General features: G+C 61.1%; 19 protein-coding genes, 1 tRNA gene and 2 pseudogenes. 7 read left to right on the forward strand and 15 right to left on the reverse strand.

Translation table 11 applies throughout. The features are described 5' to 3' along the window. The first annotated feature begins 60 nt into the window (after positions 1-60). From FPZ08_RS13290 to FPZ08_RS13300, 3 genes are all read left to right on the forward strand, one after another. Positions 61-1005: a hypothetical protein gene (locus tag FPZ08_RS13290; RefSeq protein WP_146290464.1), complete on the forward strand. Its 945-nt coding sequence runs from the start codon at positions 61-63 to the stop codon at positions 1003-1005. A gap of 93 nt (positions 1006-1098) precedes the next feature. Continuing rightward, a complete protein-coding gene (locus tag FPZ08_RS13295) occupies positions 1099-2418 on the forward strand; it encodes a UDP-glucose dehydrogenase family protein (protein WP_146290465.1) in 1320 nt (439 codons plus the stop codon). 72 nt (positions 2419-2490) lie between these two features. Beyond that, the gene (locus FPZ08_RS13300) at positions 2491-3684 is read left to right on the forward strand and encodes an O-antigen ligase family protein (protein ID WP_186766994.1); all 1194 of its coding nucleotides are present in this window, start codon (positions 2491-2493) and stop codon (positions 3682-3684) included. Between the two features lie 57 nt (positions 3685-3741). On the opposite strand, the pseudogene FPZ08_RS13305 reads toward FPZ08_RS13300, so the two are convergent. Together FPZ08_RS13305 and FPZ08_RS13310 are read right to left on the reverse strand one after the other, a co-directional pair. Next, positions 3742-4136, reverse strand: a pseudogene (locus FPZ08_RS13305) (transposase); the annotation flags it as partial. Positions 4137-4194: 58 nt separating this feature from the next. Continuing rightward, a protein-coding gene (locus FPZ08_RS13310; RefSeq protein ID WP_210246797.1) for an IS3 family transposase occupies positions 4195-5330 on the reverse strand; the annotation gives its coding sequence in 2 pieces (ribosomal slippage) (positions 4195-5078 and positions 5078-5330; 1137 coding nt in all). Between the two features lie 449 nt (positions 5331-5779). Here FPZ08_RS13310 and FPZ08_RS13320 point away from each other — a divergent pair. After that, positions 5780-5983, forward strand: a pseudogene (locus FPZ08_RS13320) (IS481 family transposase); the annotation flags it as partial. A 1-nt stretch (position 5984) separates the two neighbouring features. On the opposite strand, the gene FPZ08_RS22830 reads toward FPZ08_RS13320, so the two are convergent. The 8 genes from FPZ08_RS22830 to FPZ08_RS13360 all read right to left on the reverse strand — a co-directional run bounded on the left by FPZ08_RS22830 (position 5985) and on the right by FPZ08_RS13360 (position 14856). After that, a complete protein-coding gene (locus tag FPZ08_RS22830; RefSeq protein WP_186766996.1) occupies positions 5985-6446 on the reverse strand; it encodes a hypothetical protein in 462 nt (153 codons plus the stop codon). A 697-nt stretch (positions 6447-7143) separates the two neighbouring features. Beyond that, the gene (locus tag FPZ08_RS13330; protein ID WP_146290469.1) at positions 7144-8583 is read right to left on the reverse strand and encodes an aldehyde dehydrogenase family protein; all 1440 of its coding nucleotides are present in this window, start codon (positions 8581-8583) and stop codon (positions 7144-7146) included. 22 nt (positions 8584-8605) lie between these two features. Further along, positions 8606-9754 carry a fumarylacetoacetate hydrolase family protein gene (locus FPZ08_RS13335; protein ID WP_146290470.1) on the reverse strand — a complete coding sequence of 383 codons (1149 nt, stop codon included), beginning with the start codon at positions 9752-9754 and terminating at the stop codon, positions 8606-8608. Positions 9755-9762: 8 nt separating this feature from the next. After that, the gene (locus tag FPZ08_RS13340; protein ID WP_210246798.1) at positions 9763-10713 is read right to left on the reverse strand and encodes an MBL fold metallo-hydrolase; all 951 of its coding nucleotides are present in this window, start codon (positions 10711-10713) and stop codon (positions 9763-9765) included. Positions 10714-10725: 12 nt separating this feature from the next. Further along, entirely contained in the window at positions 10726-11553 is an 828-nt protein-coding gene (locus tag FPZ08_RS13345) for an enoyl-CoA hydratase/isomerase family protein (protein WP_210246799.1), read from the reverse strand. After that, positions 11550-12728 carry a CaiB/BaiF CoA transferase family protein gene (locus FPZ08_RS13350; RefSeq protein ID WP_146290471.1) on the reverse strand — a complete coding sequence of 393 codons (1179 nt, stop codon included), beginning with the start codon at positions 12726-12728 and terminating at the stop codon, positions 11550-11552. Before FPZ08_RS13350 ends, FPZ08_RS13345 begins: the two co-directional genes overlap by 4 nt. A 10-nt stretch (positions 12729-12738) precedes the next feature. Then, positions 12739-13863, reverse strand: coding sequence for a type 2 periplasmic-binding domain-containing protein (locus tag FPZ08_RS13355; RefSeq protein WP_146290472.1), 1125 nt, complete (start codon positions 13861-13863; stop codon positions 12739-12741). 30 nt (positions 13864-13893) lie between these two features. Further along, complete coding sequence (locus tag FPZ08_RS13360) at positions 13894-14856, reverse strand: 3-hydroxyacyl-CoA dehydrogenase family protein (protein WP_146290473.1); 963 nt, start codon at positions 14854-14856, stop codon at positions 13894-13896. A gap of 153 nt (positions 14857-15009) precedes the next feature. Here FPZ08_RS13360 and FPZ08_RS13365 point away from each other — a divergent pair, with 153 nt between their 5' ends. Beyond that, positions 15010-16017 (forward strand): LacI family DNA-binding transcriptional regulator, encoded by a 1008-nt coding sequence (locus FPZ08_RS13365; RefSeq protein WP_146290474.1) that lies wholly within the window; start codon positions 15010-15012, stop codon positions 16015-16017. Here the strand turns inward: FPZ08_RS13365 and FPZ08_RS13370 are convergent. The 4 genes from FPZ08_RS13370 to FPZ08_RS13385 all read right to left on the reverse strand — a co-directional run bounded on the left by FPZ08_RS13370 (position 16007) and on the right by FPZ08_RS13385 (position 20394). Then, positions 16007-16873: a carbohydrate ABC transporter permease gene (locus tag FPZ08_RS13370; protein ID WP_146290475.1), complete on the reverse strand. Its 867-nt coding sequence runs from the start codon at positions 16871-16873 to the stop codon at positions 16007-16009. The two genes, FPZ08_RS13365 and FPZ08_RS13370, sit on opposite strands and share 11 nt — an antisense overlap. Before the next feature lie 13 nt (positions 16874-16886). Then, positions 16887-17822, reverse strand: a complete 936-nt coding sequence (locus tag FPZ08_RS13375) for a carbohydrate ABC transporter permease (RefSeq protein WP_146290476.1) — start codon at positions 17820-17822, stop codon at positions 16887-16889. A gap of 90 nt (positions 17823-17912) precedes the next feature. Further along, the gene (locus FPZ08_RS13380; RefSeq protein ID WP_210246800.1) at positions 17913-19253 is read right to left on the reverse strand and encodes an ABC transporter substrate-binding protein; all 1341 of its coding nucleotides are present in this window, start codon (positions 19251-19253) and stop codon (positions 17913-17915) included. A gap of 52 nt (positions 19254-19305) precedes the next feature. Beyond that, a complete protein-coding gene (locus FPZ08_RS13385) occupies positions 19306-20394 on the reverse strand; it encodes an ABC transporter ATP-binding protein (protein ID WP_146290478.1) in 1089 nt (362 codons plus the stop codon). A gap of 399 nt (positions 20395-20793) precedes the next feature. Here FPZ08_RS13385 and FPZ08_RS13390 point away from each other — a divergent pair, with 399 nt between their 5' ends. After that, positions 20794-21048 carry a hypothetical protein gene (locus FPZ08_RS13390; protein ID WP_186766997.1) on the forward strand — a complete coding sequence of 85 codons (255 nt, stop codon included), beginning with the start codon at positions 20794-20796 and terminating at the stop codon, positions 21046-21048. A gap of 941 nt (positions 21049-21989) precedes the next feature. On the opposite strand, the gene FPZ08_RS13395 is transcribed toward FPZ08_RS13390, so the two are convergent. After that, a tRNA-Met gene (locus FPZ08_RS13395) sits at positions 21990-22066 on the reverse strand. A 317-nt stretch (positions 22067-22383) separates the two neighbouring features. Between FPZ08_RS13395 and FPZ08_RS13400 the strand changes: the two genes are divergently transcribed. Next, the gene (locus FPZ08_RS13400; protein ID WP_146290480.1) at positions 22384-23421 is read left to right on the forward strand and encodes an aldo/keto reductase; all 1038 of its coding nucleotides are present in this window, start codon (positions 22384-22386) and stop codon (positions 23419-23421) included. Positions 23422-23434 lie beyond the last annotated feature (13 nt).

Raw genomic sequence — 23434 nt, forward strand, 5'->3', positions numbered from 1 at the left:
ATAGGTCTACATAGACGTTGACCTTGGCATGCTGAACCCGAGCAACTATGACCATTTCTCATGGATAGCTTTCAAAAATTCTGCCTTACCATGGCCGCGGTTTTCGTAGTGACGGGCGGCTACATGACATTTTCGCCTGGAACCCCAGGTACACCGACCGCGACACAAGCCAGGGAGGTCCCTGCTAGCGGCAACATATCCGAGCCAGGGCAGTACACATTGCGCAGCAATCGGAACAATGGCCACGGTTCAAATACCATCATTTCAATTACGGCTTCAGGCGTAGAGCTCGATCTTGACGGCAACATTCTTCAGTGCGCGCCTCCCGCTAGTCCAGATACGGTCACTACCGGGATCAACATAGCTGGAAATGATGTGATCGTTCGGAATGGACAATTGCTGGGCTGTTTTCAGGCAATCAGCATTGCTGGATCGATGGTTACTCTTGAGGACCTCATAATTCACGCACGCTATATGGGTGTTACGGCCACGGATGACGTCGCGAATCTCACCGTAAAGAGTAGCGAATTCCACGATATTGCTGGCGCTACCGAACTTGTCTATGCGGTTGGCATCAATCGCCCGGGAAATGACTGCTTGATTGAAGGCAATTTCTTCAGAAATATCCATCGTCAACTCGGTGCCAGATCGGATGCTGATGGGGAAGGGGTAGCGGTGATATTTACCGCTGGCTCCAGCGGATGTGTGGCTCGCGAGAATCGGCACGAGAACACTGAAATAAACCACCTTGAGATAGGGTATTGGGTTGGCAACGCCCAGGTGACCATCCAGGGCAACACCCTCATCAATATCGGACGTGGCGTCGCGGTCTCCAAGGGTACGGATGCTTATGTAGTCGGCAATTCGTTCACAATGCGGCAGCCGACAGCCGAATCCTATGCGATCGGGGCAACCCAAGGCCTTGCCGCCGATAACACGATCGTTGGCTATGAAACGCCGCTTCTGGAAGGAATAGCGGGCGGAGGCAACGTGATTACCCCCTGACTCGGCGTATTGCTTTGGCCGGCTTCAAGGCCAATGACCGGGTCCGGCACCCAACCCTATTTGTGAACTCAAATATCAATCTGGTGAACACGCATGCAAATCACTGTTGTTGGGACAGGTTATGTCGGGCTTGTCTCAGGCGCCTGTTTTGCCGATTTTGGGCATCGGGTCATTTGCGTCGACCTGGACGAACAAAAGATAGCTGCCTTGAAGGCCGGATATACCCCGATCTTCGAGCCGGGCCTAGAACAGTTGGTCGCCAGCAATGTGGCGGCCGAGCGACTTTCTTTCTCGACTGATCTGGCAGCGTCGGTCGCCGATGCAGACGTAGTTTTTATCGCCGTGGGCACTCCATCGCGACCGGGAGACGGCCACGCAGACCTCTCGCGTGTCTATGAGGCCTCAACCTCGATTGCCAAGGCAGTCCGCGGATTTACCGTAGTGGTTAACAAATCGACAGTGCCGGTCGGTACTGGCGATGAAATAGAGCGGATTATCAGAAGCACTAGTCCTGCAGCGGATGTAGTCGTTGTTTCCAATCCGGAATTTCTCCGTGAAGGTGCGGCAATTAACGACTTCAAACTGCCTGACCGTATCGTCATTGGTTTGGACGACGAGCGCGCCCGCGCACCAATGATAGAAATCTATCGCCCCTTTCATCTCAATCAGGGACCGTTGATGTTCACTGGGCGCAGAACGGCCGAGTTGATAAAGTACGCCTCCAACGCGTTTCTCGCGATGAAGATCACCTTTATCAACGAGATAGCCGACCTGTGCGATCGCACTGGAGCCAATGTGCAGGAAGTCGCACGCGGCATGGGCCTGGACAACCGCATTGGCACCAAGTTCCTCCACGCCGGGCCGGGCTATGGTGGCTCGTGTTTCCCAAAGGATACGCTGGCTTTGGCAAAAACCGGCCAGGATCACGGCAGCCCACTGCGCCTTGTGGAGACGACTATCCAAGTAAACGAACAGCGCAAGCACGCCATGGGTGAGAAGATCGTTCAAGCCATGGGCGGGGACGTACAAGGCAAAACTGTCGCCGTATTGGGTCTCACATTCAAACCCAATACCGACGATGTACGCGATGCCCCCTCGATTGCAATCATTCAGTTGCTGAAACAGGCAGGCGCACGGATTCGCGCTTTCGACCCCCAGGGCATGACGGCGGCGCGCACAATCATCTCAGATATCGAATACGCCAAGGATGCCTATGATGCCGCCACCAGCGCGGATTGCCTGGTTCTGGTTACCGAATGGAGCACTTTCCGCACACTTGATCTGAAGCGGATAAAATCCGCAATGACAACTGCAAAACTCGTGGACCTGCGCAACGTGTTTCGGCGGAGCGAGGCGGAAGCACTGGGCTTCTCATATCACGCCGTGGGCATGCCTGGCCCTTCCGCAGGCTGAGCAACATCATCGATGCGCTCTCCACCGGATAAGAAAAACCAGCAGCAAACACCGTCTTCGTTGGCGAGTGCGATGCTGCTGATTGCTATTGCCGCGGCCATTCTGCCCCCCGGATATCCCGCTTATGTCGGTGCCTATATATCGCTGGCGATCGCCTTCCTCGCGTTGCTTTGCTACGGACGGGCAGAGTGGTCCATCGTCAAACAACCGACGTCAACGGACATTCTAATTGCCATCGCGCTTGTAACCGCAACGGTGCCATTCGTTTATCGCAGTGAGGCCGACTTGTTCGCGCCGGTCCTGCTTCTTCCCATGCTCACTACAATTGCGCTCGGCCTTCTTGCACGGCCAGCCAATTGGATCCCCAGTCCCTCCTTTTTTGCCTGGCTGTGCCTTCTTTCGTCGCTGATCGCATTGCTTGGCGGCGCCTATGAGCATTTCGTCCTCGGCGTCCATCGTCCGGGGTTAGGCAATAATCCGATTCATTATGGATCGCTCGCCGCTATGATTGGTGGCTTGGCGTTGGTCGGAGTGGTCTACGGCACATCGCCCCGGCGTTACCTTTTTCTCCTAGGCCCCGTGTTTGGCCTAGCTGCTGCTATGATATCGGATTCTCGTGGCCCCATGGTCGGCGCCATGGCCATTACCATTGTCGGGCTTGTGATACTGCTCTTCTGGCTATGGCGAGAAAGGTTCTATCGCTATTCGATGCTTGCTTCCCTGGCTGCCGGGATTGGCTTTGTTGCCTGGATCGGAACCGGCAGCAATCGTATTGCCCACACTCTCGACAGCGCTCTTAACATTTTCCGCTTCACCGGCGGCCCTGACGACATTCGAGCAGCGCTTTACACCTCCGCGGTAGAGGTGCTGAAAACATCACCCATCGTTGGTGTAGGCCTAGGTCAGATTATGGACACCGCCCAGGTCCTCTTTCCCGGACAACCCGAAACGCACACTCTCGACAACCTCCACGCCGATTGGGCCAACTTCGCTGCCATGGGGGGCAGCTTCGGACTACTGGCCTGGATTTTGTTGCTTGCAGCGCCCCTTATGCTGCTGGCCAATGCTCGGGTGCGACAGGATCGTCCCATTGTGCTGGGCGCAATTCTACTGTTCGTCGGCCAGTTTACACTGGGTATCAGCAATGCGACGTTCGGCATTCTGCCGCAAACCACGGTTTATGCGGTCTCGCTGGGCTACTTTTTAGCCCGTGCGCGGCGGCTGGCTTTGACCACCCCCACAAAGAGATTGGAACGTGGCGCTTAGCGCGATGACCTAAGAACGAACTTGGGCAGTCGGGTATTTTTCTTTATGCCCGGATCGAGACACAGCAATGTGCAGCCTGGCGTAAAACCCGGCGCGAGCCACTCGCAAGACGCGGCACATCAGCGTGATGGCGTAGTCATGGCGGTGCTCGTTCATGAAGCGGTACTTCACTCGGGTTCCCTGGCAAAGTACCGCGCGGCTTTTTTTAAGAGATCCCGCTCCTCCTCCGTACGGCGCAGTTGCGAACGCAGGCGAAGAACCTCGCTTTTGGCTTCGAGAAGTTCCTGCGATTGCTGCTCGGATCGGTCGGGTGAAACGGCCTTGACCCATTTGTACAGGCTATGGGCCGACACGCCCAGGCGCGCCGCCACATCCGGAACGCGATAGCCGCGTTCAACCACCTGCCTGACGGCTTCTTCTTTAAATTCTGCGGTAAATCTCTGGGTACTCACAAGCTGCCTCCTATGCTCAAAGGTGGACTGCCCCCGGTTTGGCAGACAATTCCCAGCCTCACGCCGCGGCGGTTTCGAACGCCTCGGGACTGACGCCGCCGATATGGGAGTGGCGGCGGGTTCGGTTGTAGAAGACCTCGATATAGTCGAAGATGTCGGCCCGAGCGAGGTCGCGGGTTTTATAGATGCGTTTTCGAATGCGCTCCTTCTTCAGGCTCGAGAAGAATGACTCGGCCACGGCATTGTCCCAGCAGTTGGCACGCCGGCTCATGCTGGGTTCGAGGTTGTTGGCCTGACAGAACCGCTTGAAGTCATCGCTGCCATATTGGCTCCCCTGATCTGAGTGGACAAGGACGCTGCCGGCAGGCTTTCTGCGCCAGACGGCCATCAGCAACGCATCCATGGCCAGCTCTCTGGAGAGGCTGGGCTTCATCGACCAGCCCACCACCTTGCGTGCGAACAGGTCCACGACGACCGCCAGATAGAGCCAGCCCTGCCAGGTCCGGATATAGGTTATGTCGGTCACCCAGACCTTGTTGGGCGCATCAACGGTGAAGACACGCTGCAGGCGGTTCGGAGCAATGATTGAGGGGCGGCCAGCAATGGCTCGCGGCTTCTTATAGCCGCGCACTGGCTTGATGCCGTTCTCAGCCATGATGCGTTCGACACGGTGGAGACCGCAGACTTCGCCAACTTCGCGCAAGTCGCCGAAAATGCGACGCGCGCCGTAAACGCCATGGCTGGCGCTATAGGAAGCCTCAATAAGCTCGAGCAGGCGAGCATCTTCCCTGGCGTGATCGCTCACCGGCTCGTGCAACCAGGCGTAAAACCCGGCGCGAGCCACTCGCAAGACGCGGCACATCAGCGTGATGGCGTAGTCATGGCGGTGCTCGTTCATGAAGCGGTACTTCACTCGGGTTCCCTGGCAAAGTACCGCGCGGCTTTTTTTAAGAGATCCCGCTCCTCCTCCGTACGGCGCAGTTGCGAACGCAGGCGAAGAACCTCGCTTTTGGCTTCGAGAAGTTCCTGCGATTGCTGCTCGGATCGGTCGGGTGAAACGGCCTTGACCCATTTGTACAGGCTATGGGCCGACACGCCCAGGCGCGCCGCCACATCCGGAACGCGATAGCCGCGTTCAACCACCTGCCTGACGGCTTCTTCTTTAAATTCTGCGGTAAATCTCTGGGTACTCACAAGCTGCCTCCTATGCTCAAAGGATAGGCGGGGCCTGTCTACCGGGCTAGGGGCAGTCCAATCGGGCATCGTTCACTTCAGCGTTCCTGGAAGCAATTAATACGATAGTAGCTAGAGGGGGGTGAAAGTTGGCCCATATCTCCCCTCAAATCGATGGCCGGTTTGCGCCCCATTCCGGCCGTTCGACTAGACTTCCGGAAATCCCAAAAGCGGACAGCCTCATTCAGATCAGCGGGTGACTAGATTGGGGTGAATTTCGGACCGGCGGCTTTTTGAACTCATGTTTTGCAAGGCTACCGATCGTTCAGGGAGGTACCAATCCGGCCATGAGAGGCAGGTAATCGGCCCTGTTCGGGTTACTGCGGAAATGGTGACATCGGCGAGGTGCGGATCGAGCGGATCTGCCGATCACGTGTTCTACTCCGCAGGTTCACTCTACGCGATTTCCACGAATGAAAGACCCTGCTCCGGCTGAACCTTTCGTGCGCTACGAGTATGCCGAACCCGGCGGCCTGATCCATCTCGACATCAAGAAGCTCGGACGATTTGAACGGGTCGGGCATCGCATCACAGGCGATCGAACAGGCCAGAGCAACTCACGCGGAGTCGGCTGGGAGTACGTCCACGTGTCAATCGACGATGCCTCCCGCATCGTCATGCGGCCGGAGCGGCATGCGAGCGCACGACCGAATAGCTGGCCGCACGAAAGCCCGACCCCGCGCTTTTGACCGAGGTCGACAAGACCGAACGGGACAAGGCAATGCCGGGCTGCGGCGTGAGCCCGAGCTTCCCGATCACGTCGCCATCGTCAAGGAAACGCGGCCGAAGAGTCCAGCCGAGGAGTTCCGGGGTGTGCTCGACAACGATCCCGACCAGGCGGCGCACCAGCGGCAGGCCATGCGCCGGTACATGGGTGGACTTGCACGGCAGGCCTCCCTCAATCCTGATGACGGCATCGAGCTTTGAAAGGAACGATCCTGCGTGGTCGAATAAATGCTTCCCTGCCGGTTGGCTTGATCTCGCGGGTGATAGATCTGGAAAACGAAAAGGCACGACGCGCTCGGCCATGGTCGAAGCGGCGCTGGAATCCTTCCTGTCGCCCGACAATTCTGACATGCAAGAGGCGGCCTTCACCCGGCGCCTGGACCGCCTGTCGCGGCAGACAGCGCGGATCAAACGTGACCTGCACATCGCCACCGCCGCTCGATCCCAACGCCAATGCCAGTGCCCAGGCCAAAGGTCGAGAGCGGTTCGAGGGTTTGTCGAGGTGCTAGGCCAGAAGCTTCAATCGAGAGAGCGCCTCCGCGATCAAATTCCCGACGACGTTGAGCAACACGATGGCGCGCCCGCTCGATCATGACAGAATGATCCACTAAGCGAGTCACGAACAATGTGGCGTAGTGCTCCCGCACCCTGAGCGAAACGCGCTGCAGCGACGACCTCTTCCGCGAAAGTAGGCGGGGATAGGCGTTGTGGCCAGACCAGCGCAGGCAAAGTCGGTGGCGAAAGACCTCAATCGTTGTGCCGGGATTTGGCCACTGGCCACGCTAGCAGTCTGTTGTCCATCACAATCGAAAAAGAGGCAATTTGGGGTCTCCCGGGACTCGCTCACTGATCCAAGCCCAGTGAGCCTGGTTTTCACCGCGACAGGAATGGGTAGTCGTATGTGAGATCACGTATAGAACGGCCGATGGCAGGGACTTATTTACTCGCACCGTCATTCATTACGCCGCACCTGGCTTTCAAGAGCACACGACAACCAGCAGCGCTGCGCCCCAACATCTCGGCTTTAGTCGCCAAAACAGAGGCTGTCTCACCCCGCCGCCGTATAGGCAGTCTTCACCACGCTGAAGAACTCGGCGGCATACTTACCCTGCTCGCGCGGCCCGTAACTCGACCCCTTGCGGCCACCGAACGGCACATGGAAATCCACCCCCGCCGTCGGCACATTGACCATCACCATGCCCGCCTCGGCATTGCGCTTGAAATGCGTCGCATATTTGAGCGAGGTGGTGACGATGCCAGCGCTGAGCCCGAACTCGGTATCATTAGCCGTCGCCAGCGCTTCCTCGTAATCCTTGACCCGGATCACGCCGGCCACCGGCCCGAAGATCTCCTCCCGGGAGATGCGCATCTGGTTGGTCGCTTCGGTGAACAGAGCCGGCTGCAGAAAATAGCCCTCCGTATCCGCCTTTACTCTCTCGCCTCCGGCCACAAGCCTGGCGCCCTCCGCCTTGCCGAACTCGATATAGTCGGTGTCCTGCCGGAGCTGGCTCGGATCGACCACCGGCCCGATTTCGGTATCCTTGCCCAGCGCATGGCCGACGCGCAGGTTACGCACCCGCTCGGCCAGCGCGTCGACGAACCGATCGTGAATACCATGGGTCACGATCACGCGGCTCGATGCGGTGCAGCGCTGTCCCGTCGAAAAGAAGGCCGATTGCGCCACCGTCTCCACCGCCACATTGAGGTCGGCATCGTCAAGCACGATCGTCGGATTCTTGCCGCCCATTTCCAGCTGGAACTTGCGGTTGTGCTCCACCGAGGCTGCCGCCACACGCTTGCCGGTGCCCACAGAGCCGGTAAAGGAAATAGCGGCAACATCCTTGCTGTCCAGCATTGCCTGGCCCACCACTGACCCCTTGCCCATCACGAGGTTCAGCACGCCCTTGGGCAGACCCGCGCGCACCAGAATATCGACGATGGCCCAAGCCGAGCCCGGCACCAGATCGGCCGGCTTGATCACCACCGTATTGCCATAGGCCAGAGCCGGTGCGATTTTCCAGGCCGGGATGGCTATCGGGAAGTTCCACGGCGTGATGATGCCGATCACCCCGATCGGCTCGCGGGTGACCTCGACGCCAACGCCCGGACGGACAGATGGCAGAGTTTCGCCAGCCAGCCGCAGCACCTCGCCAGCGAAAAAGTCGAAAATCTGCGCCGCGCGGGTCACTTCGCCAATGCCTTCCGGCAGCGTCTTGCCCTCTTCCCGGCTCAGCAACTCCCCCAGTTCGGCCTTGCGCGCCAGCATTTCCTGGCTCGTCCTCGAGAGGATCGCATGCCGCTCGAGAATGCCAGAGCGCGACCAGGCCGGGAATGCCGCCTTGGCGGCAGCGATTGCCCGCTGCGTTTCATCAGCGGTGGCCCGGGCATAGATCCCGACAATCTCGGTGATATTGGAGGGGTTGATGTTCTCGACACCCTCTGTACCGACCCATTCCCCGTCGATTAGGTTCTTATGCAACTCAGCCATAAACGTACCTTTCGGGGTGTTTCTAGAGCAGGTCAGCCTTGGCCAAATCGCGTATCAGGTGGCTGGCGCCGTAAGTCCATGGCGGGCATTTGGTGGAGAGATTCACCCGGTTGCGCAACGTGCCCAGCGTCGGCGTCGATATAGACACCACATCGCCCAGCTTGTGGGTGAAGCCCTTGCCGGCCCCGTCGCGGTCCTTTACCGGCGCAAACATGGTGCCCAGATACAGCACCAGTCCGTCGGGATATTGATGATGCCGCCCGATCGTCGCCGAGACCAGCGATTCGGGCGTCCGCGAAAGCTGGCTCATCGAGGAATGCCCCTCGAGCACGAAGCCGTCCTCGCCCTCGACACGCAACGCGATCTCGGCCTCTTTGACCGTTTCCAGAGTGAAATCGCTGTCGAACAGCCGGATGAACGGACCCAGCGCGCCGGACGCATTATTGTCCTTTGCCTTGCCCAGGAGCAGCGCGGAGCGCCCCTCGACATCGCGCAGGTTGACGTCATTGCCCAGCGTCGCGCCGATAATGTCACCCTTGCTGGTCACCAGCAGCGCCACTTCAGGCTCCGGATTGTTCCAGCGCGATACCGGATGCAGGCCCACTTCGGCGCCATAGCCCACCGAACTCATCGGCTGGCCCTTGGTGAAAATCTCGGCATCGGGGCCGATACCGACCTCCAGATACTGGCTCCACACGCCGCGTTCGATGAGCGCCGCCTTGACCTGCATGGCCGGTTCCGAGCCCGGCACCAGCTCGCTGAGATCGGTGCCGATCAGGCCCAGGATCTCTCCGCGCAGCGCATCGGCTCGCAATTTATCCCCCCGCGCCTGCTCTTCGATCACCCGCTCCAGGAGTGAGACGACGAAGGTCACGCCCGACGCCTTGACCGCCTGCAGGTCGATCGGCGCTAGCAGCTTCGCCACGCCTGGATCGGGCTGTTGCGCAGCCGAATTGGCCAGCACGTCCGCGACGCTGCCGACAATCGTGCCGGCCGCACCCCGCACATCCCGCGCCGCGTCCCCGCGCTCGGCAATATCCCGCACCATCGCCAGGCCCGGCGCCGTGATATCCACCAGATCGCGATCGCGAACCGTCACGATGCGGGGATAGTCATATCCAGGAACATCTGCGCGACCGAGCAAAATGCCGTCGGAATAGTGCAACGCCATTTCCGTCTTCAAGCGCTCGCCCAACCGTTGCCATCACGACGAATCCTGCCCTGCGCCTCGAAGGCCCGCAAGCTCGCATCGATCGACACCAGAGCGCGCCATTCGCGCACCTTGCCATTATCGTCGCAAACCTTGTCGCGCAAAGCCGCGAACCCGATGCCGGGATGGCTCTCGATATTGGCGAGAATGGAGGCTTCGACCTTGTCGACCCGGCGGCGGCAATCATCGATCAGCGCCAATGTCTGCTCCCCGGTTTGCGGATCGTCATGGGCCAGCAGGACCAGTTCGACGCCCCGCTCGCGAATCAGCCGTTCCAACTTGTCGAAGGTGCGTCGCATCTCTGCGGGGTCCTCGTAGAGGTAGAGCACGGGGTTGAAGGCCGGAAGCAACGGATCGGCGATGATGAGTACCCGCTCGTTTGGCTCAAAGAATCCGATTTCAGCGGCGGAGTGTCCCGGCAGCCCGATCACCTCCAGCACGACACCGCCCAGGTCGATCGTGCTGCCATCTTCAAGGAACGCGTCGATCGGACCGGGTTCCGGCCCCATCCAGTCGAGATATTCACTCCCTAGGTCGAAACCCTCGCCTTCGGGAAAAGCATGCACGATCGTGGTGGCATTGAGCATATTGTCGGCCACCCGATCCGCCCGGGCCCTGTGCCCCAGGATCGTACAGCCGCTGGCGCGCTTGAGGGCGCCGTTATTGCCGACGTGATCCATATGTTCATGCGTCAGCAGCAGCAGATCGAGTGCCTTCAGATCGAGGCCGAGCTCTTCGAAGCCGCGCTGGAGCGAGGGATAGCCGGCAAAAAGTCCGCTATCGATCAGCGCGGTCTTGTCCTTGCCCATGACGAAGAACACGCGGACAGCGGTTTGCCCCTCATGGTCGCCGGGCAGACCCATATCCACCGTGGCGAAGGGTCCGCGCCGAAAGCTGATCACCGATTTATCGTCCTGCATTGTTTCCTCCAGCTATCGAGCAGAAAAATTGGGTAGGCGTTTTTCGACAAAGGCCGCAATGCCTTCCTTGGCATCGTCGGTCGCATAGAGCGCGCCAAGCACCCGCTGCTCGAAGGTCAGTGCCGACGGCAGCGCGGCCTCAAGCCCGTCATCGATAACGCGCTTGGCCTCGGCCAGGGCCAATGGGGCCTTTTCGGCCAGTTCGTTGGCGAGAGTGAGAGCACGACCCAGCAAATCATCGGGCGCGCAGGCTTCGAGCGCAGCACCATAGGCAACTGCCTCCGCCGCCGAGATCATGCGGCCCGAAAAGATGAGTTCCTTGGCGCGCATGGCGCCGACCAGGCGCGGCAGGCGCTGCGTGCCCCCGCCACCCGGCAGCAGCCCCAGCTTGATCTCGGGCAGGCCGAGCTTGGCCTTGTCCGATATCAAAATGAGGTCGCAGCTCAGCGCCAGTTCGAACCCCCCGCCAAGCGCGTAGCCATTGACCGCGGCAATGGTGGCCTGCGGCAGTCCGGCGATGGCGTCGAACATGCGACGCGAGCGGCGCTGATAGGCATTGAAGTCGCCCAGGCCTGCGCCGTGATAGATCTTGATATCGGCGCCGGCGACAAAGCTCCGGCCCGTTCCGGTCAAGACCAGCGCGCGAATCTCCGATCGCCCCGCGACCCCGATCGCGTAGTCGGTGATCGCCTCGATCATGCCGTCGCCCAGCGCGCCCAGCGCGTCTTCACGGCGGATGCGCAGCAACTCGACCGCGCCGAACCGTTGCAGTTCGATATGAGGATGCAGCAGCGCCGTTTCGGCCTCGACCAGCGCCCGGCCCCAGTCCGGCTCGCTCACGATGCCACCTCCGCCGGCCGGTCGCGGCCCAGCACGTCGCGCAACACGTCCTCGGTATGCTCGCCTACATCGGGCGACGGATAGCGCAGATCGGCCGGCGTCCTGCTGAAGCGGATCGGGCAGGCGATGGCGGTCAGCGTACCGGCACGGGGATGCTCGAACCGAATCAGCCGGTCCGAATTGGTGGCCACCAGATCATCCATGACCTCGCGCGATGTGCGCACGGGCGCAGCCCACACATCGGCCAGGGCGAAGTCGGCCATCCAGGCATCGGTGTCGCGCTTGCGGGTCAGCATTTCCACCCGACGCTTGATCGCATCGCGATCGACCCAGGGATCGAGTTCGGCAAGGCTGGGATCTTCGACCAGCCGAGCGAGCTTGTCGAGCGGACACATTGCGATGGCCACCCAGCCGTCTGCCGTTGGATAAACGCCATAAGGCGCATCGTTCCAGCAGGTGGACAATCCGGTTTCGGTCCGCTCGAAATCCACGTCCTGATTGAGAACGACGAAATTCTCCTGCGACATGACGTTGAGCGTGGACGAGAACAGGTCGACTTCAAGCCGCTGCCCGACGCCATGCTGATGGCGCGCCATGAGAGCAGCCAGGATGCCGATCGCCATAGATTGGGAGGCCGCATAGTCGGCTATGGGGGTACCGCAGGCAGTCGGGGGATCGCTGCGGCGGCCGGTATTCTGCATGACGCCGCTCATGGCCTGCACCAGCAGGTCCTGTCCCGGCCGGTTCAGCCTGGCGAGTTCGGTATCCTGCCCCCAGCCCGATCCCGACGCATAGATGATCCTGGGATTGACCGCCTTGAAATCCTCGTAGCCCAGGCCCAGGCGGTCCATCACCCCGGCCCGGAAGTTCTCGGTCACCACATCGCATTCGCGCGCCAAATCGAGCAGGGTCTGCCGGCCGGTAGCATCCTTCAGGTCGATGGCGATCGAGCGCTTGTTGCGGTTGAACGAGTGAAAGGCGGATGAGGAGCCGGCAATACTGCCGCCCATCATCGGCATGCCGCGCATCCACTCGCCGGCGCCGGGCCGCTCCACCTTGATGACATCAGCCCCAAGGTCGGCCAGCATCTGCGTGCAGAGCGGGCCCATCATCATCTGGGTGAAGTCAAGAATGCGGATGCCATCGAGGGCGCGCATCGGAGTGCTTTCAGTCATCGTCTGTTCCTCAATGTGCCAGGCGCGCCGCCGCATAAGCGGCCTCGACGCTGTCGAGAATAGTCGTGGCCGATCGATGGGCCCGCAGACCCTCGACCAGTGTCTGGCCCGCGGCAATCTGGGCATGTGGCCACCAGGCCGCCTGCGGCCGCACCCAGGCCGAATGGAGGATGGGGCGGACGGCGCCAAAGAAGCCGGCCGCCACCCGGTCGGGGTCGTCAGCGGACCACGCCGTGATGCTACCAGGCTGTGCGCCCGAGGCGACCAGACGCTTCAGGGTCCCAGGCTGACAATACCAGGCAACGAACCGGCTTGCGGCTTCCACCATCGGCGACGCGGCGGAAACGGCGAGACCTGCTCCGCCAAGCACGCTGCCGCGACCGGCGGGCGACAGCCCCATGGTCCAGGGCCCGTAGGGCGTGTCGGCATAGGCCAGCCGGAGATAGCAGAACATGAACGGCAGATAGGCCACCGGCCGCTCCGCAGCGAAGGCGAAGGCCCGTTGCGGCGTGAAGTCCCAGCATGCTGGGTCCATCAGCCCCGCCAGTTCGGCCATGGCCTCGATGGCCGCAACGCCCCTGGCCCTGTCGCGGCAGAATGGGCCCTCGACAAGCGGCCCCGCCTCGTCTGCGGCGAGCAGACTCAGCAGCGAACTGACGGCATCGGTATGATAGAGCGGCCAGACCACGGCGCCGGAATGACGTCGCGCCAGCCCGACAGCGTCGGCCATGCTCTGCGGCCAGGTCTCGCCAAGGGAATCCAGCAACGTCTGGCGGACGGCGCCAAGCTGGCACGCCGCATCGGCATGAAAGGCATAGGGCGTGTCGCCAACCACATAGCAATCGTAGTTGCGACCCAACGCATCGGCGCGGATCGCCGCCAATTCCTCAGCCGGCACGTGGCGATCCAGCGGCGCAAGCGCGCATGCCGCGACCGCAGCAGCGACATGCGGGTGATCGATGGACATCACATCGCATTCGCGCGCCAGATCTTCGAGCGGTTGGTCGTTGAACGCCGTCAGCGGCCGCGTGCCGATGTCGTAGTCAAGATTGTGGCGTCCGCACCATTCGTCCAGCGCCGCACGCAGCGGATCGATGCATCTTGGATCGTCCCAGCCGATGGCCCGCAATATCACGACACTCTCCTCCCGATCCCACCAGACATTCTATTCGCCGGCCGGCACGACGCGGGCGCCGCGCTGGATCAGTACGCGACGGACGATTTCCTCGTCGCGGTTGCGCCGGAACGCGTCCGCATTCCGCTTGCTCCAGTCGTAAAAGCCCGCACCGGCGCGCATGCCGGCCTTGCCTTCCGCCAGCAGGCGGCCGACGGATGTATTGCCCGGCTGGCTTTCGGTACTGAGATCGGCCCAGACCGCTGCCGATGCCCTGCTTGCCATCAGGTCAAGCCCGGCCAGATCGGCATGTTCGAAACTGCCCATTGCAGGCAGGCGGACGGCGTAGCCCTCCTTGAGCACGAGGTCGCAGGCTTCTGGTGTCACCAGGCCCCTATCGACCAGCGACACGAATTCCCGCAGGATTGCATGCTGGATACGCGCCCACAGGAAGCCCGGAACATTGGGGGCCAGCACGGGCAGCTTGCCGCTGCGCTCGAGAATCGCCGACACCGCCGCGACTGTTTCGGTCGATGTCGCATCGCCTGCGACGACCTCCACCAGCCGCATCAGATGGGCAGGCTGGGCAAAGTGGGCAACCGCAAATCGTTCCGGGTGCTGCAGGCGTTCCTGCAGGATCGTGGCGCTGATACCGGATGTGGTGCTCGACAGCAGCGTTTCGGGCAGCGCGAATTGCTCGGCCTGGAGCAATATCGCCTGCTTCAGCGCGGCATCCTCGGCCACCGCCTCGATGACGAAACCGGCGCCGTCCACGGCGTCCGCCATATCGGATGAGCGGCGGATACGGGCGATGCCGGCATCGGCGCCTGGCTGGTCAAGCAGACCGGCCTCGACCATCCAGTTCGCCGCGGCCTCGATAGTCTGACCCGCGGCATCCAGCGCCTCCGGGCGCCGGCCCCACAGCACCGTGTCGGCCCCGCCCAGCGCCAGCACCAGCGCAATCTGCCCACCCATGGTTCCGCTCCCCAGCACGGCGGCGCGCAACTCGCTCATATTCTGCCTCCCTGCGCGTCACAGCGCGCTCCCGGTTGTTTTCCTCGCATTCAGCGAGTTTGAAAACACGTGTTTCCTAACTAGGTAATCGATTTTTCTTTGTCAATACCGGCGACCACGCTATTCCTGATTCCAGGATGGAGGCAGCACGTTTTGGCGACATTGAAGGACATTGCCCTGCGGGCCGGAGTTACGCATTCGATCGTGTCGCGCGTGCTTACGGGCGATCCCACCCTGCGCGTCAGCCCGGATACGCGAAGCCTGATCCAGAAAGTAGCCGACGAGCTCGACTACGTCCCCAACGAATCGGCGCGCAGCCTGCGCAAGGCGCGCCCGCAGGCCATCGCTATGGCCATGCACGACATCACCAACCCCGTCTTCACGCAGATTTTCGTGGGCGCGCAGGAAGAGGCCGATGCGCGCGACCACATGCTGTTCGTCAGTGAAGTCAGCGCGCTGGCGAGCGGCAATGCCCGTCTGGGCAAACTGATACGCGGCGGCGCCATTGACGGCGTCATCTTGCTGGGCCTCGGCACCCAGCAGGACGCAACGGTGCGCGAAATCGTCATCGCCAATGCCCGCCTCGTATGCCTGCAGGACGAGCCCAATGCCGACTATGGCGTCGTGCGCATCGCCGACCAAGCCGGCACGATGATCGCGACCCGCCACCTCCTGGACCTCGGACATAGCCGCATCGGCATGTTGGCCACCAGTTCCGGCGCCGGCTTTTCCCAGCGTCGCGTGGCGGGCTGGCAGCAGGCGATGGTCGATGCTGGGACGCCGCCGCCATCCTGGTACGAACAGGCCGGTTCGGACATTGCAGCCGGCGAGACCGCAGTTATGCGTCTCATGCAGCGGGAGCCTGGCCTGACCGCCATCGTGGTCGCCAATGTCATGTCCGCCATCGGCGCGCTGGCCGGCCTGCACGCGATTGGCAAACGCGTGCCGGAGGACGTTTCCGTTATTTCCCTGCTCGACACGCCCTTTGCCGGTCATACCAACCCAGCTTTGACCACCGTCGACATGCCTCTGGCCCAGCTTGGTCGCGAAGCCGTCCGCCTGTTGCTGGCCGAGGAGCAGCCGGCGGGAAGGCAGATTGACATCACCTCGCCCGAACCCCGCCTGGTCATCCGCTCCTCGACCGCGCCGCCTAGCCCTTGACCGCCCCGGCCGTCATGCCGGCAATGATCTGCCGCGCCGCGAAGAAAGTGAACAGCAGCGGCGGAATGGCGATCAGCGTGCCCATGGCCATGATGCGCCCCCATTCGACGCCAGTATCGGTGATGAAGGTGGAGGTTGCCACGGGCAGGGTGCGGCTCTGCCTTCCGGTAAGCAGCAAAGCGAGAATGAACTCGTTCCAGGCAATGCGGAAAGTGAAGATGGCCGCAACGGCATAGCCGGATTTCATCAGCGGCATCAGAACCTGGAAGAAGACCTGCAGGGGTGATGCGCCATCGACGATCGCCGCCTCTTCGAGCTCCACCGGAATCTGCTGGTAGAATCCGAACAGCAGCCAGATGGCGAAGGGTAGGTTGAGGGCGGTATAGAGCAGAATGAGCACAACGAAATCGGCATCGATCGCAAAGCCGGTCACGATGGCAAAGACCGGGATTGCCAGCACGGCCGGCGGCACCATGCGGATCAGCAGCGTGCCGTTGGCCAGGAAGCTGCGGCCACGGAACTGGGCGCGGGCCAGGGCATAGGCGCACAGCCCGCCCGCCAGCAGGGTCAGCAGCGTTGATGACAGCGCGATGATCAGCGAATTGCCGAGATAGCGGTCGAAATTGCCGCGACCGAAAATGTTCACGTAGTTATCCAGCGTGGGGACAAAGAAGAACCACATGGGCGTCGAGGACTGTACCGCGACATCGGGTTTGAACGAGGTCGAGATCATGATCCAGATCGGTGCGAGGCAGATCAGGGACAGCACGATCAGCACGACATAATGGAATATGCCATTGTTGCGCCGGCGATAGACAGGGGTGGCTGCGCCTGCGGGCGAAGATGTTTGCGTCATGTCGATTGGCCGATCAAATGTTGGATTTGCCGCGCATGGGATTACCCAGCCGCAGGATGAGCAGGCTGAACGCCGAGACCACCAGGATGAGCAGCACGGCGATAGCGGACGCATAGCCAAGTTGCTGGGTGGCGAATGCCCGATTGTAGATATGCAGGCTGAGCAGTTCGGTCGATCGGCCCGGCCCCCCGCCGGTCATGATGTACATGACCTCGAGCGCTCGGAACACGTCGATCAGGCGCATCAGCAGCGCGATCACCAGGATCGAACTGATCATGGGCAATTTGACCAAGAAGACCTGCTGCCACCAGTTGGCACCATCGATGCGGCTGGCTTCGATCACTTCCGAGGGCAGCGCCTGCAGGCCGGCGATAACGATGATGAAGATGAACGGCGTCCACTGCCAGATATCGGTGACGACGATGGCGAAGAAGGCCAGTTGCGGATCACCCAACCACACCTGGGGTTCGATGCCGATGAAGCCGAGGTAATAGTTGATCCAGCCGATGCGGGCGTCAAAGAGATAGCGCCAGATCAACCCCACCACGACGGGCGAAATCATCAGCGGCAGGATGAAGACGGTGCGGAAGAAGGACGCGCCGCGAATGGGACGTTCGAGCAGCAGGGCCAGCCCGATCCCCAGCACCATTTCGAGCGAAATGGTCCAGAAGCCGAAGCGCAGGGTTACCCACAGCGACTCCATGACATCGGGATCGCTGAGCAGCCGCTGGAAATGCGCCAGGCCCACGAATGGCGCATTGGCGAGGCTCGTGCCGACCTTCCAGTCGTAGAGCGCCAGGTAGAAGGCCTGCAATACAGGATAGACAAGGCCCAGGGCCATGATGGCCACAGCCGGAGCAACAAAGAAGTAAGGCGTCAACACGAAGCGCCGTCTGCGCGGTGCGGGCTGGGCCGGTTCCGCCCCTGCGGACTGAACGCTTGCGGGCATCGGGGTAAACTCCATCAGATTGCCGGACACTGCCGGATTGAAAATGGTCGGCGAGCGCCCCCGCCGACCATTCGTGCCGATTGGGTGAGACTAGTTTGCGGCAGCCCGGTAGTCGTTCCAGGCATAGTAGCCTGCCCGTTCCATCATCGCCCGGGCCTTTTCGACGGCGGCATCCATGATGGGCTGGATTGGAGAATCCGTGGTGATGATCTCGGTCAGCGCCTGGCCGAGAATGTCGACATTGAGCTCATTGTATTCGGGGATGAGCGGGCGCCAGTCGGCGTCGGCGCAAGGCAGCTGCTCCAGCACCGTCTGGTATTCGGCGAAATTGCCAACATTGGCTTCCAGCGTCGACATGCGGATCGGGTCGCCCCCGAGCTCGACGATGCGCTGATCGCCCAGCTTGGATGTCATGTACTGGATGAACAGGAATGCCGCCTGCTGGTTCTGGCTGTTGGCCGGAATGCCCAGCGCGAAGCCACCGGTTTCCGCGCCGCAGCGGTCGCCCACCGGATGGAGAGCATAGCCGACCAGGCCGTCAACCCTGGAGAGATTGGGATCGCGCACCTGCGCCGCGATCTTGATCGTATCCAGATACATGGCGGCATCGCCCTGCAGGAAAGCGGCCGATGCCTCGCCTAGACCGAAGGCGGGAATGCCGACCGGTCCGGTACGAACCACTTCGCGAAGCACCTCGGCCGCCTTGACCCCCGCCGTATCGTTGAAGGTCGGGTTCCAGGCTTCGTCGAAGATGCGGCCACCCAATGGGGCAAGATGCATCAGCCATGCGGCGGTGACCTGATGGCCGGTGGCGCCACGCGAGGTCATGGCCGGGATGCCTGCGGCCTTCAGCCGGTCGAGCACGACCAGCAATTCGTCATAGGTGCGCGGCGGCTCAAGGCCCTGTTCAGCAAAGATATCTTCGCGATAGGCGAGAAACGAGGTTTCCGCACCGAAGGGAATACCATAAAGGGCGCCCGACTTGCCGGCGAGATACCCCTTTTCGCCGCCGACGACGCCGCCATTCTGCAGATAGGCATCAGCGATGTCGTCGATGTCATAGTCTGGATCGACCAGAGTGGGATCGGCGAAGAACTGCGACAGGGGCGTCAGCAGGCCTTTGGTGACATATTCGCCTTTCCACATCACCACCCAGGAAACGACATCATAGTCGCCGCGTGGCTTGGACATTTCCAGCAATTGCCGGTCACGTAGCGCCAGATACTGCAGGGTGTCGAACTCGACCTCGATACCGGTCTCTTCGGTAAACTCGTCCACCAGTTTCTCGGCAGCGGCAAAGTGGGTCATCGCCGGCCAGGACACCACGATCGTGGTGCCGGCAAAGCGTTCATACGGACTGGCCAGGGCCGTGCCCATGCTCAGTGCGACGGCCAGAGCCGCCGTCACGCAGGTTCCCGCGAATTTATTCAAGTGTCGTCCTCCCATGTTGAAGAAGCTGCCACCCTCCCTGGCGGCAGTGTAGTCAGATCGCCGTGCCGCTGGCCTGGTCGAACAGGTACATGCGGGCGGTGTTGAAGTAGTAGGTACCGTCGCCGAGCCGGTCGGTATCCGGCCCGACCTCGATCGCCGCGGTGATCGTGCTGCCGCCGAATTCGGCGGTCAGGAACTGGCTGGAACCGATATATTCGGCGACCTTGACGCGCAGCTCGACCGGCGCGCTTTCATCACTCTGCGATTCAGCCGAAAAATGCTCCGGCCTGAGGCCAAGCTTGACCGCGCGCGCCGGCGCCGCGGCTGCCCGGGCGGCGAGCCGTGCCGGCACCGGCAGGGTAAAGCCGGAGCCCCGCACCGACAGCCGGCCGGCATCGTCCACCAGTTCCCCATCGAGCAGGTTCATCGCCGGGGAGCCGATGAACGAGGCCACGAACAGGTTGCATGGCGCGTTGTAGACATCGCGCGGCGAACCTGTCTGCTGGATGACCCCGTCCTTCATGATGACGATGCGATCCGCCATGGTCATGGCTTCGATCTGATCATGCGTGACGTAGATCATCGTGCGGCCCAGCCGCTTGTGCAGGAGCGCCAGTTCGGTGCGCATGGTGGCGCGCAGCTTGGCGTCGAGGTTGGACAACGGCTCATCAAACAGGAAGCAATAGGCGTCGCGCACGATGGCGCGCCCCATGGCAACGCGCTGGCGCTGTCCCCCGGACAGGTCGCGCGGGCGGCGCTCCAGATAGGGCGTGAGCTCCAGCATGTCCGCCACATTGCGCACGCGAGCTGCTATCTCGGCTTTGGATGTACCCGCCAGGCGCAGCGCGAAGGACATGTTTTCCGCGACATTCATATGCGGGTAGAGAGCGTATGATTGAAACACCATGGCGATGTCGCGATCCTTGGGCGGCGCCCAGGTAACGTCTCGTCCGCCAATATGGATGGTGCCGCCGGATACTTCCTCCAGCCCGGCGATCATCCGCAGGGTCGTTGACTTGCCACAGCCCGAAGGCCCGACAAACACGACAAATTCGCCCTCGGCCGCAGACAGATTGAGGTCGCGAATGATATTGACGTTGCCGTAGGATTTCGACACGCCATTAAGCTGAATGCCGGTCATGATTGTTCGCCCAAATTCAGCTCCTGCATTGCTATCCTCTACAGCTTCACACTAGGAAACACGTGTTTCCTATTTAGAGACACGATTTTTCAAAGTCAATTGCTTTGCGTGCTTCATGTTTGAAGGTTCTATTTCCGCCGGGCATGCGGCACAACCGAGGTAACGTGACCGCGAGATTCCGCTGCCTGCCTCTCCTATGTCATATGACACGCACTCCTTAAGCTCCCTACCCGATACGTTCAGGCGCGTTGCACGGCTTCATGCTAATGTGTTCACGTCCCTAAAATCGACAAATGCGCGCCTGACTTCGCCACGATCACTGAGACCGTTGGCCTCGAGGGCTTTGCTCAAGCCGGCGCGCCGGCTCTGCAGGCGTACCAGGGCGGTTCTTATGGCGTCATGATGGAGCGGAACGAGGCGCTCTACAGGATTACCGTTGGCGAGAATCCCGATTTCAAGATCGCCGCCTTCGCCTCTCGCGGCACGCCGACTGGCATCGACGTGTTCAAGGTTCTTGAGGAAGGCGTGCTGCCTGTTAGGGACATTGGTATGGCGGGCAAGGGCGGCGGCCAAATCGGCGCGGGCATTGTCAGTGCACCAGTGGAGTGCTTTCGCGAGGCAGCCGAACGGCTTTCGGTTCCCAGCTTTAGGTAGGAGCGTCTATCGTCCTGGTCCGCGAGCGACCTTACCGAACGACCCTGACCACCAAATTTGACCTTCTTCAATTCGCGTGGCAACGAGCCCACCAGGCACGCGATCTATCATTTTGTCGGTCACTGTGTTCCAGGCCAAAGCCGCCGCAGTACGAGCAACGTCCGGTCCAATCTCTGTTGTTAGGACTAGCGTGATTGTGGCACGGCGCCAAATCCGCGATGGAGCTTCCCGTCAACTGATACTATTCCGGTGTGAATGGACAGAAATCAATGCCAAAGGAAAAGCCTCGTTGATTTCACTGGGATTTTTTCGTGGCGGAGCAGGTCATGAACCTGCGTCCTCCAGGTCGAAAGTTTTCAGGCGCGCGTTAGCGGCAGCAGACAGAAATGTCTGTGCGCCTATGTGCAAGTCGCCTGCATAACCATCAATAACCAATTGTTTTAGTTAGTTAACCCGCTCCATCCATCATTGGACGGAGAACAGGAAATGCCGATAATAGCTGTGATACTGGCGCCGACGAACGGACCCGACCATCGAGCAGTGAGGCAGGCCTAGAACCGACAAAGCCTAAGGAAGCTGATTTTGCAGCCGCTGCAACTGCCAGTAGAACCAGACCGAGACGCACTAGCGCGAATGCTACGGCGATGGTGTGCCGCCAAAAATGCTTTCTGAGGGCGCGGGCGGCGCGGATACCGATGGGTTACTGCATCCGCTGGAATTGGACGGCGCGGCGTTCGTAGGCCCTGGCTAGTACACACAACTCTTCAGAGCGAAGCGGCACTCCCGCGGGCAAATGCAAAATACAAATCGCTCTCTTGAAGCAGCCGATTGCGCGCTGCTGCTCGCTTCTTGCTGATTCCTATTTGATTCCGGCGTATCGTGGTGCCGACTGAGAGACAAAGGAAAACCCCAGATAAGCGCTTGGCTTAACTGGGGTTTTTTGGTTGCGGGAGCAGGATTTGAACCTGCGACCTTCAGGTTATGAGCCTGACGAGCTACCGGGCTGCTCCATCCCGCGTCAAATAGTCGATAACAGTGCCGGTGGGCCGTCATCACTGCGACCGTGGTCGCGACGTGAGGCGTATATAGGGGCTCGGGGCCGATAGCTCAACCCCAAAAGCAGGCTGCATGACGCTTTTTTGACGATGCGATTTTCCGGCCCCGCCACTCCGTCCATTCAGCCGGCACCGGCCAGCGCGTTTCCAGCAGCAGGGATCACCGCCCGCGGCTCGGAAACGCGACGGAACAAGGATTTAGAGCATTTCGGCGTTTCAACCAGACGACGAAATGCTCTATTGTGGCCGCCCTTCCATACCAGTTTCCGAGATACACCTGATGAAATTGAAGCCGCTTGGCCGCACCGACCTGCTTGTGACCGAACTCTGCCTGGGCACCATGACCTGGGGCAGCCAGAACACCGAGGCGGAGGGCCATGCCCAGATCGATATGGCGCTGGAGGCGGGCCTCAATTTCATGGACACGGCGGAAATCTACGCCGTGCCGCGCAGCCCCGAGACCTCGGGCCGCACCGAGGAAATCATCGGCAGCTGGTTCAAAAGGACCGGCAAGCGCGACAAGTGGATTCTCGCCTCCAAGGTGGCCGGCGGGCCGGTGGATTTCATCCGCAATGGCAGCCGCACCAGTGGCAAGACCCTGCGCCAGGCCTTCGAGGCCAGCCTGCGGCGCCTGCAGACCGATTATCTCGATCTCTACCAGATCCACTGGGCCGGCCGCGGCAGCTACAATTTCGACGGCTCCTGGGATTACACGCCCCACAAGCAGGATACGGCGGACGTGCTCGCCAATATCGAGGACATGCTGGAAACGCTGGCCGCGCTGGTCAGGGAGGGCAAGCTGCGCCATGTCGGCGTCTCCAACGAGACCACCTGGGGCATTGCCCAGTGGCTGCGCATTGCCGAGGCAAAAGGCCTGCCCCGCCTCGTCTCCGTGCAGAACGAATATAACCTGCTGCGCCGTCAGTTCGATCTCGACCTGGCCGAGCTCAGCCACCACGAGAATGTCGGCCTGCTCGCCTATTCGCCACTGGCCGGCGGCCTCATCACCGGTAAATATTTCGACGGGAAGATGCCCAAGGGCAGCCGTGGCGATTACCAGAAGGGCTTCTGGCGGCTCAACGAACATTCCGAAGCCGCCGGCAAGCACTATCTGGCTCTGGCCGCCCGCCACGGGCTCGATCCGGCGCAGATGGCCATCGCCTTCGCGCTGACCCGCCCCTTCATGACCTCGGTCATATTAGGCGCCACCAGCCCCGAACAACTGGCCAATGCCATCGGCGCGCGCGACCTGACGCTGTCGCCGGAGCTGTTGGCCGAAATCGACGCGATCCACCGCCGCTATCCACGCCCGATCTAACACGGAAGCGTCT

The sequence above is a fragment of the Devosia ginsengisoli genome (assembly GCF_007859655.1).
Lineage (GTDB): Bacteria > Pseudomonadota > Alphaproteobacteria > Rhizobiales > Devosiaceae > Devosia > Devosia ginsengisoli.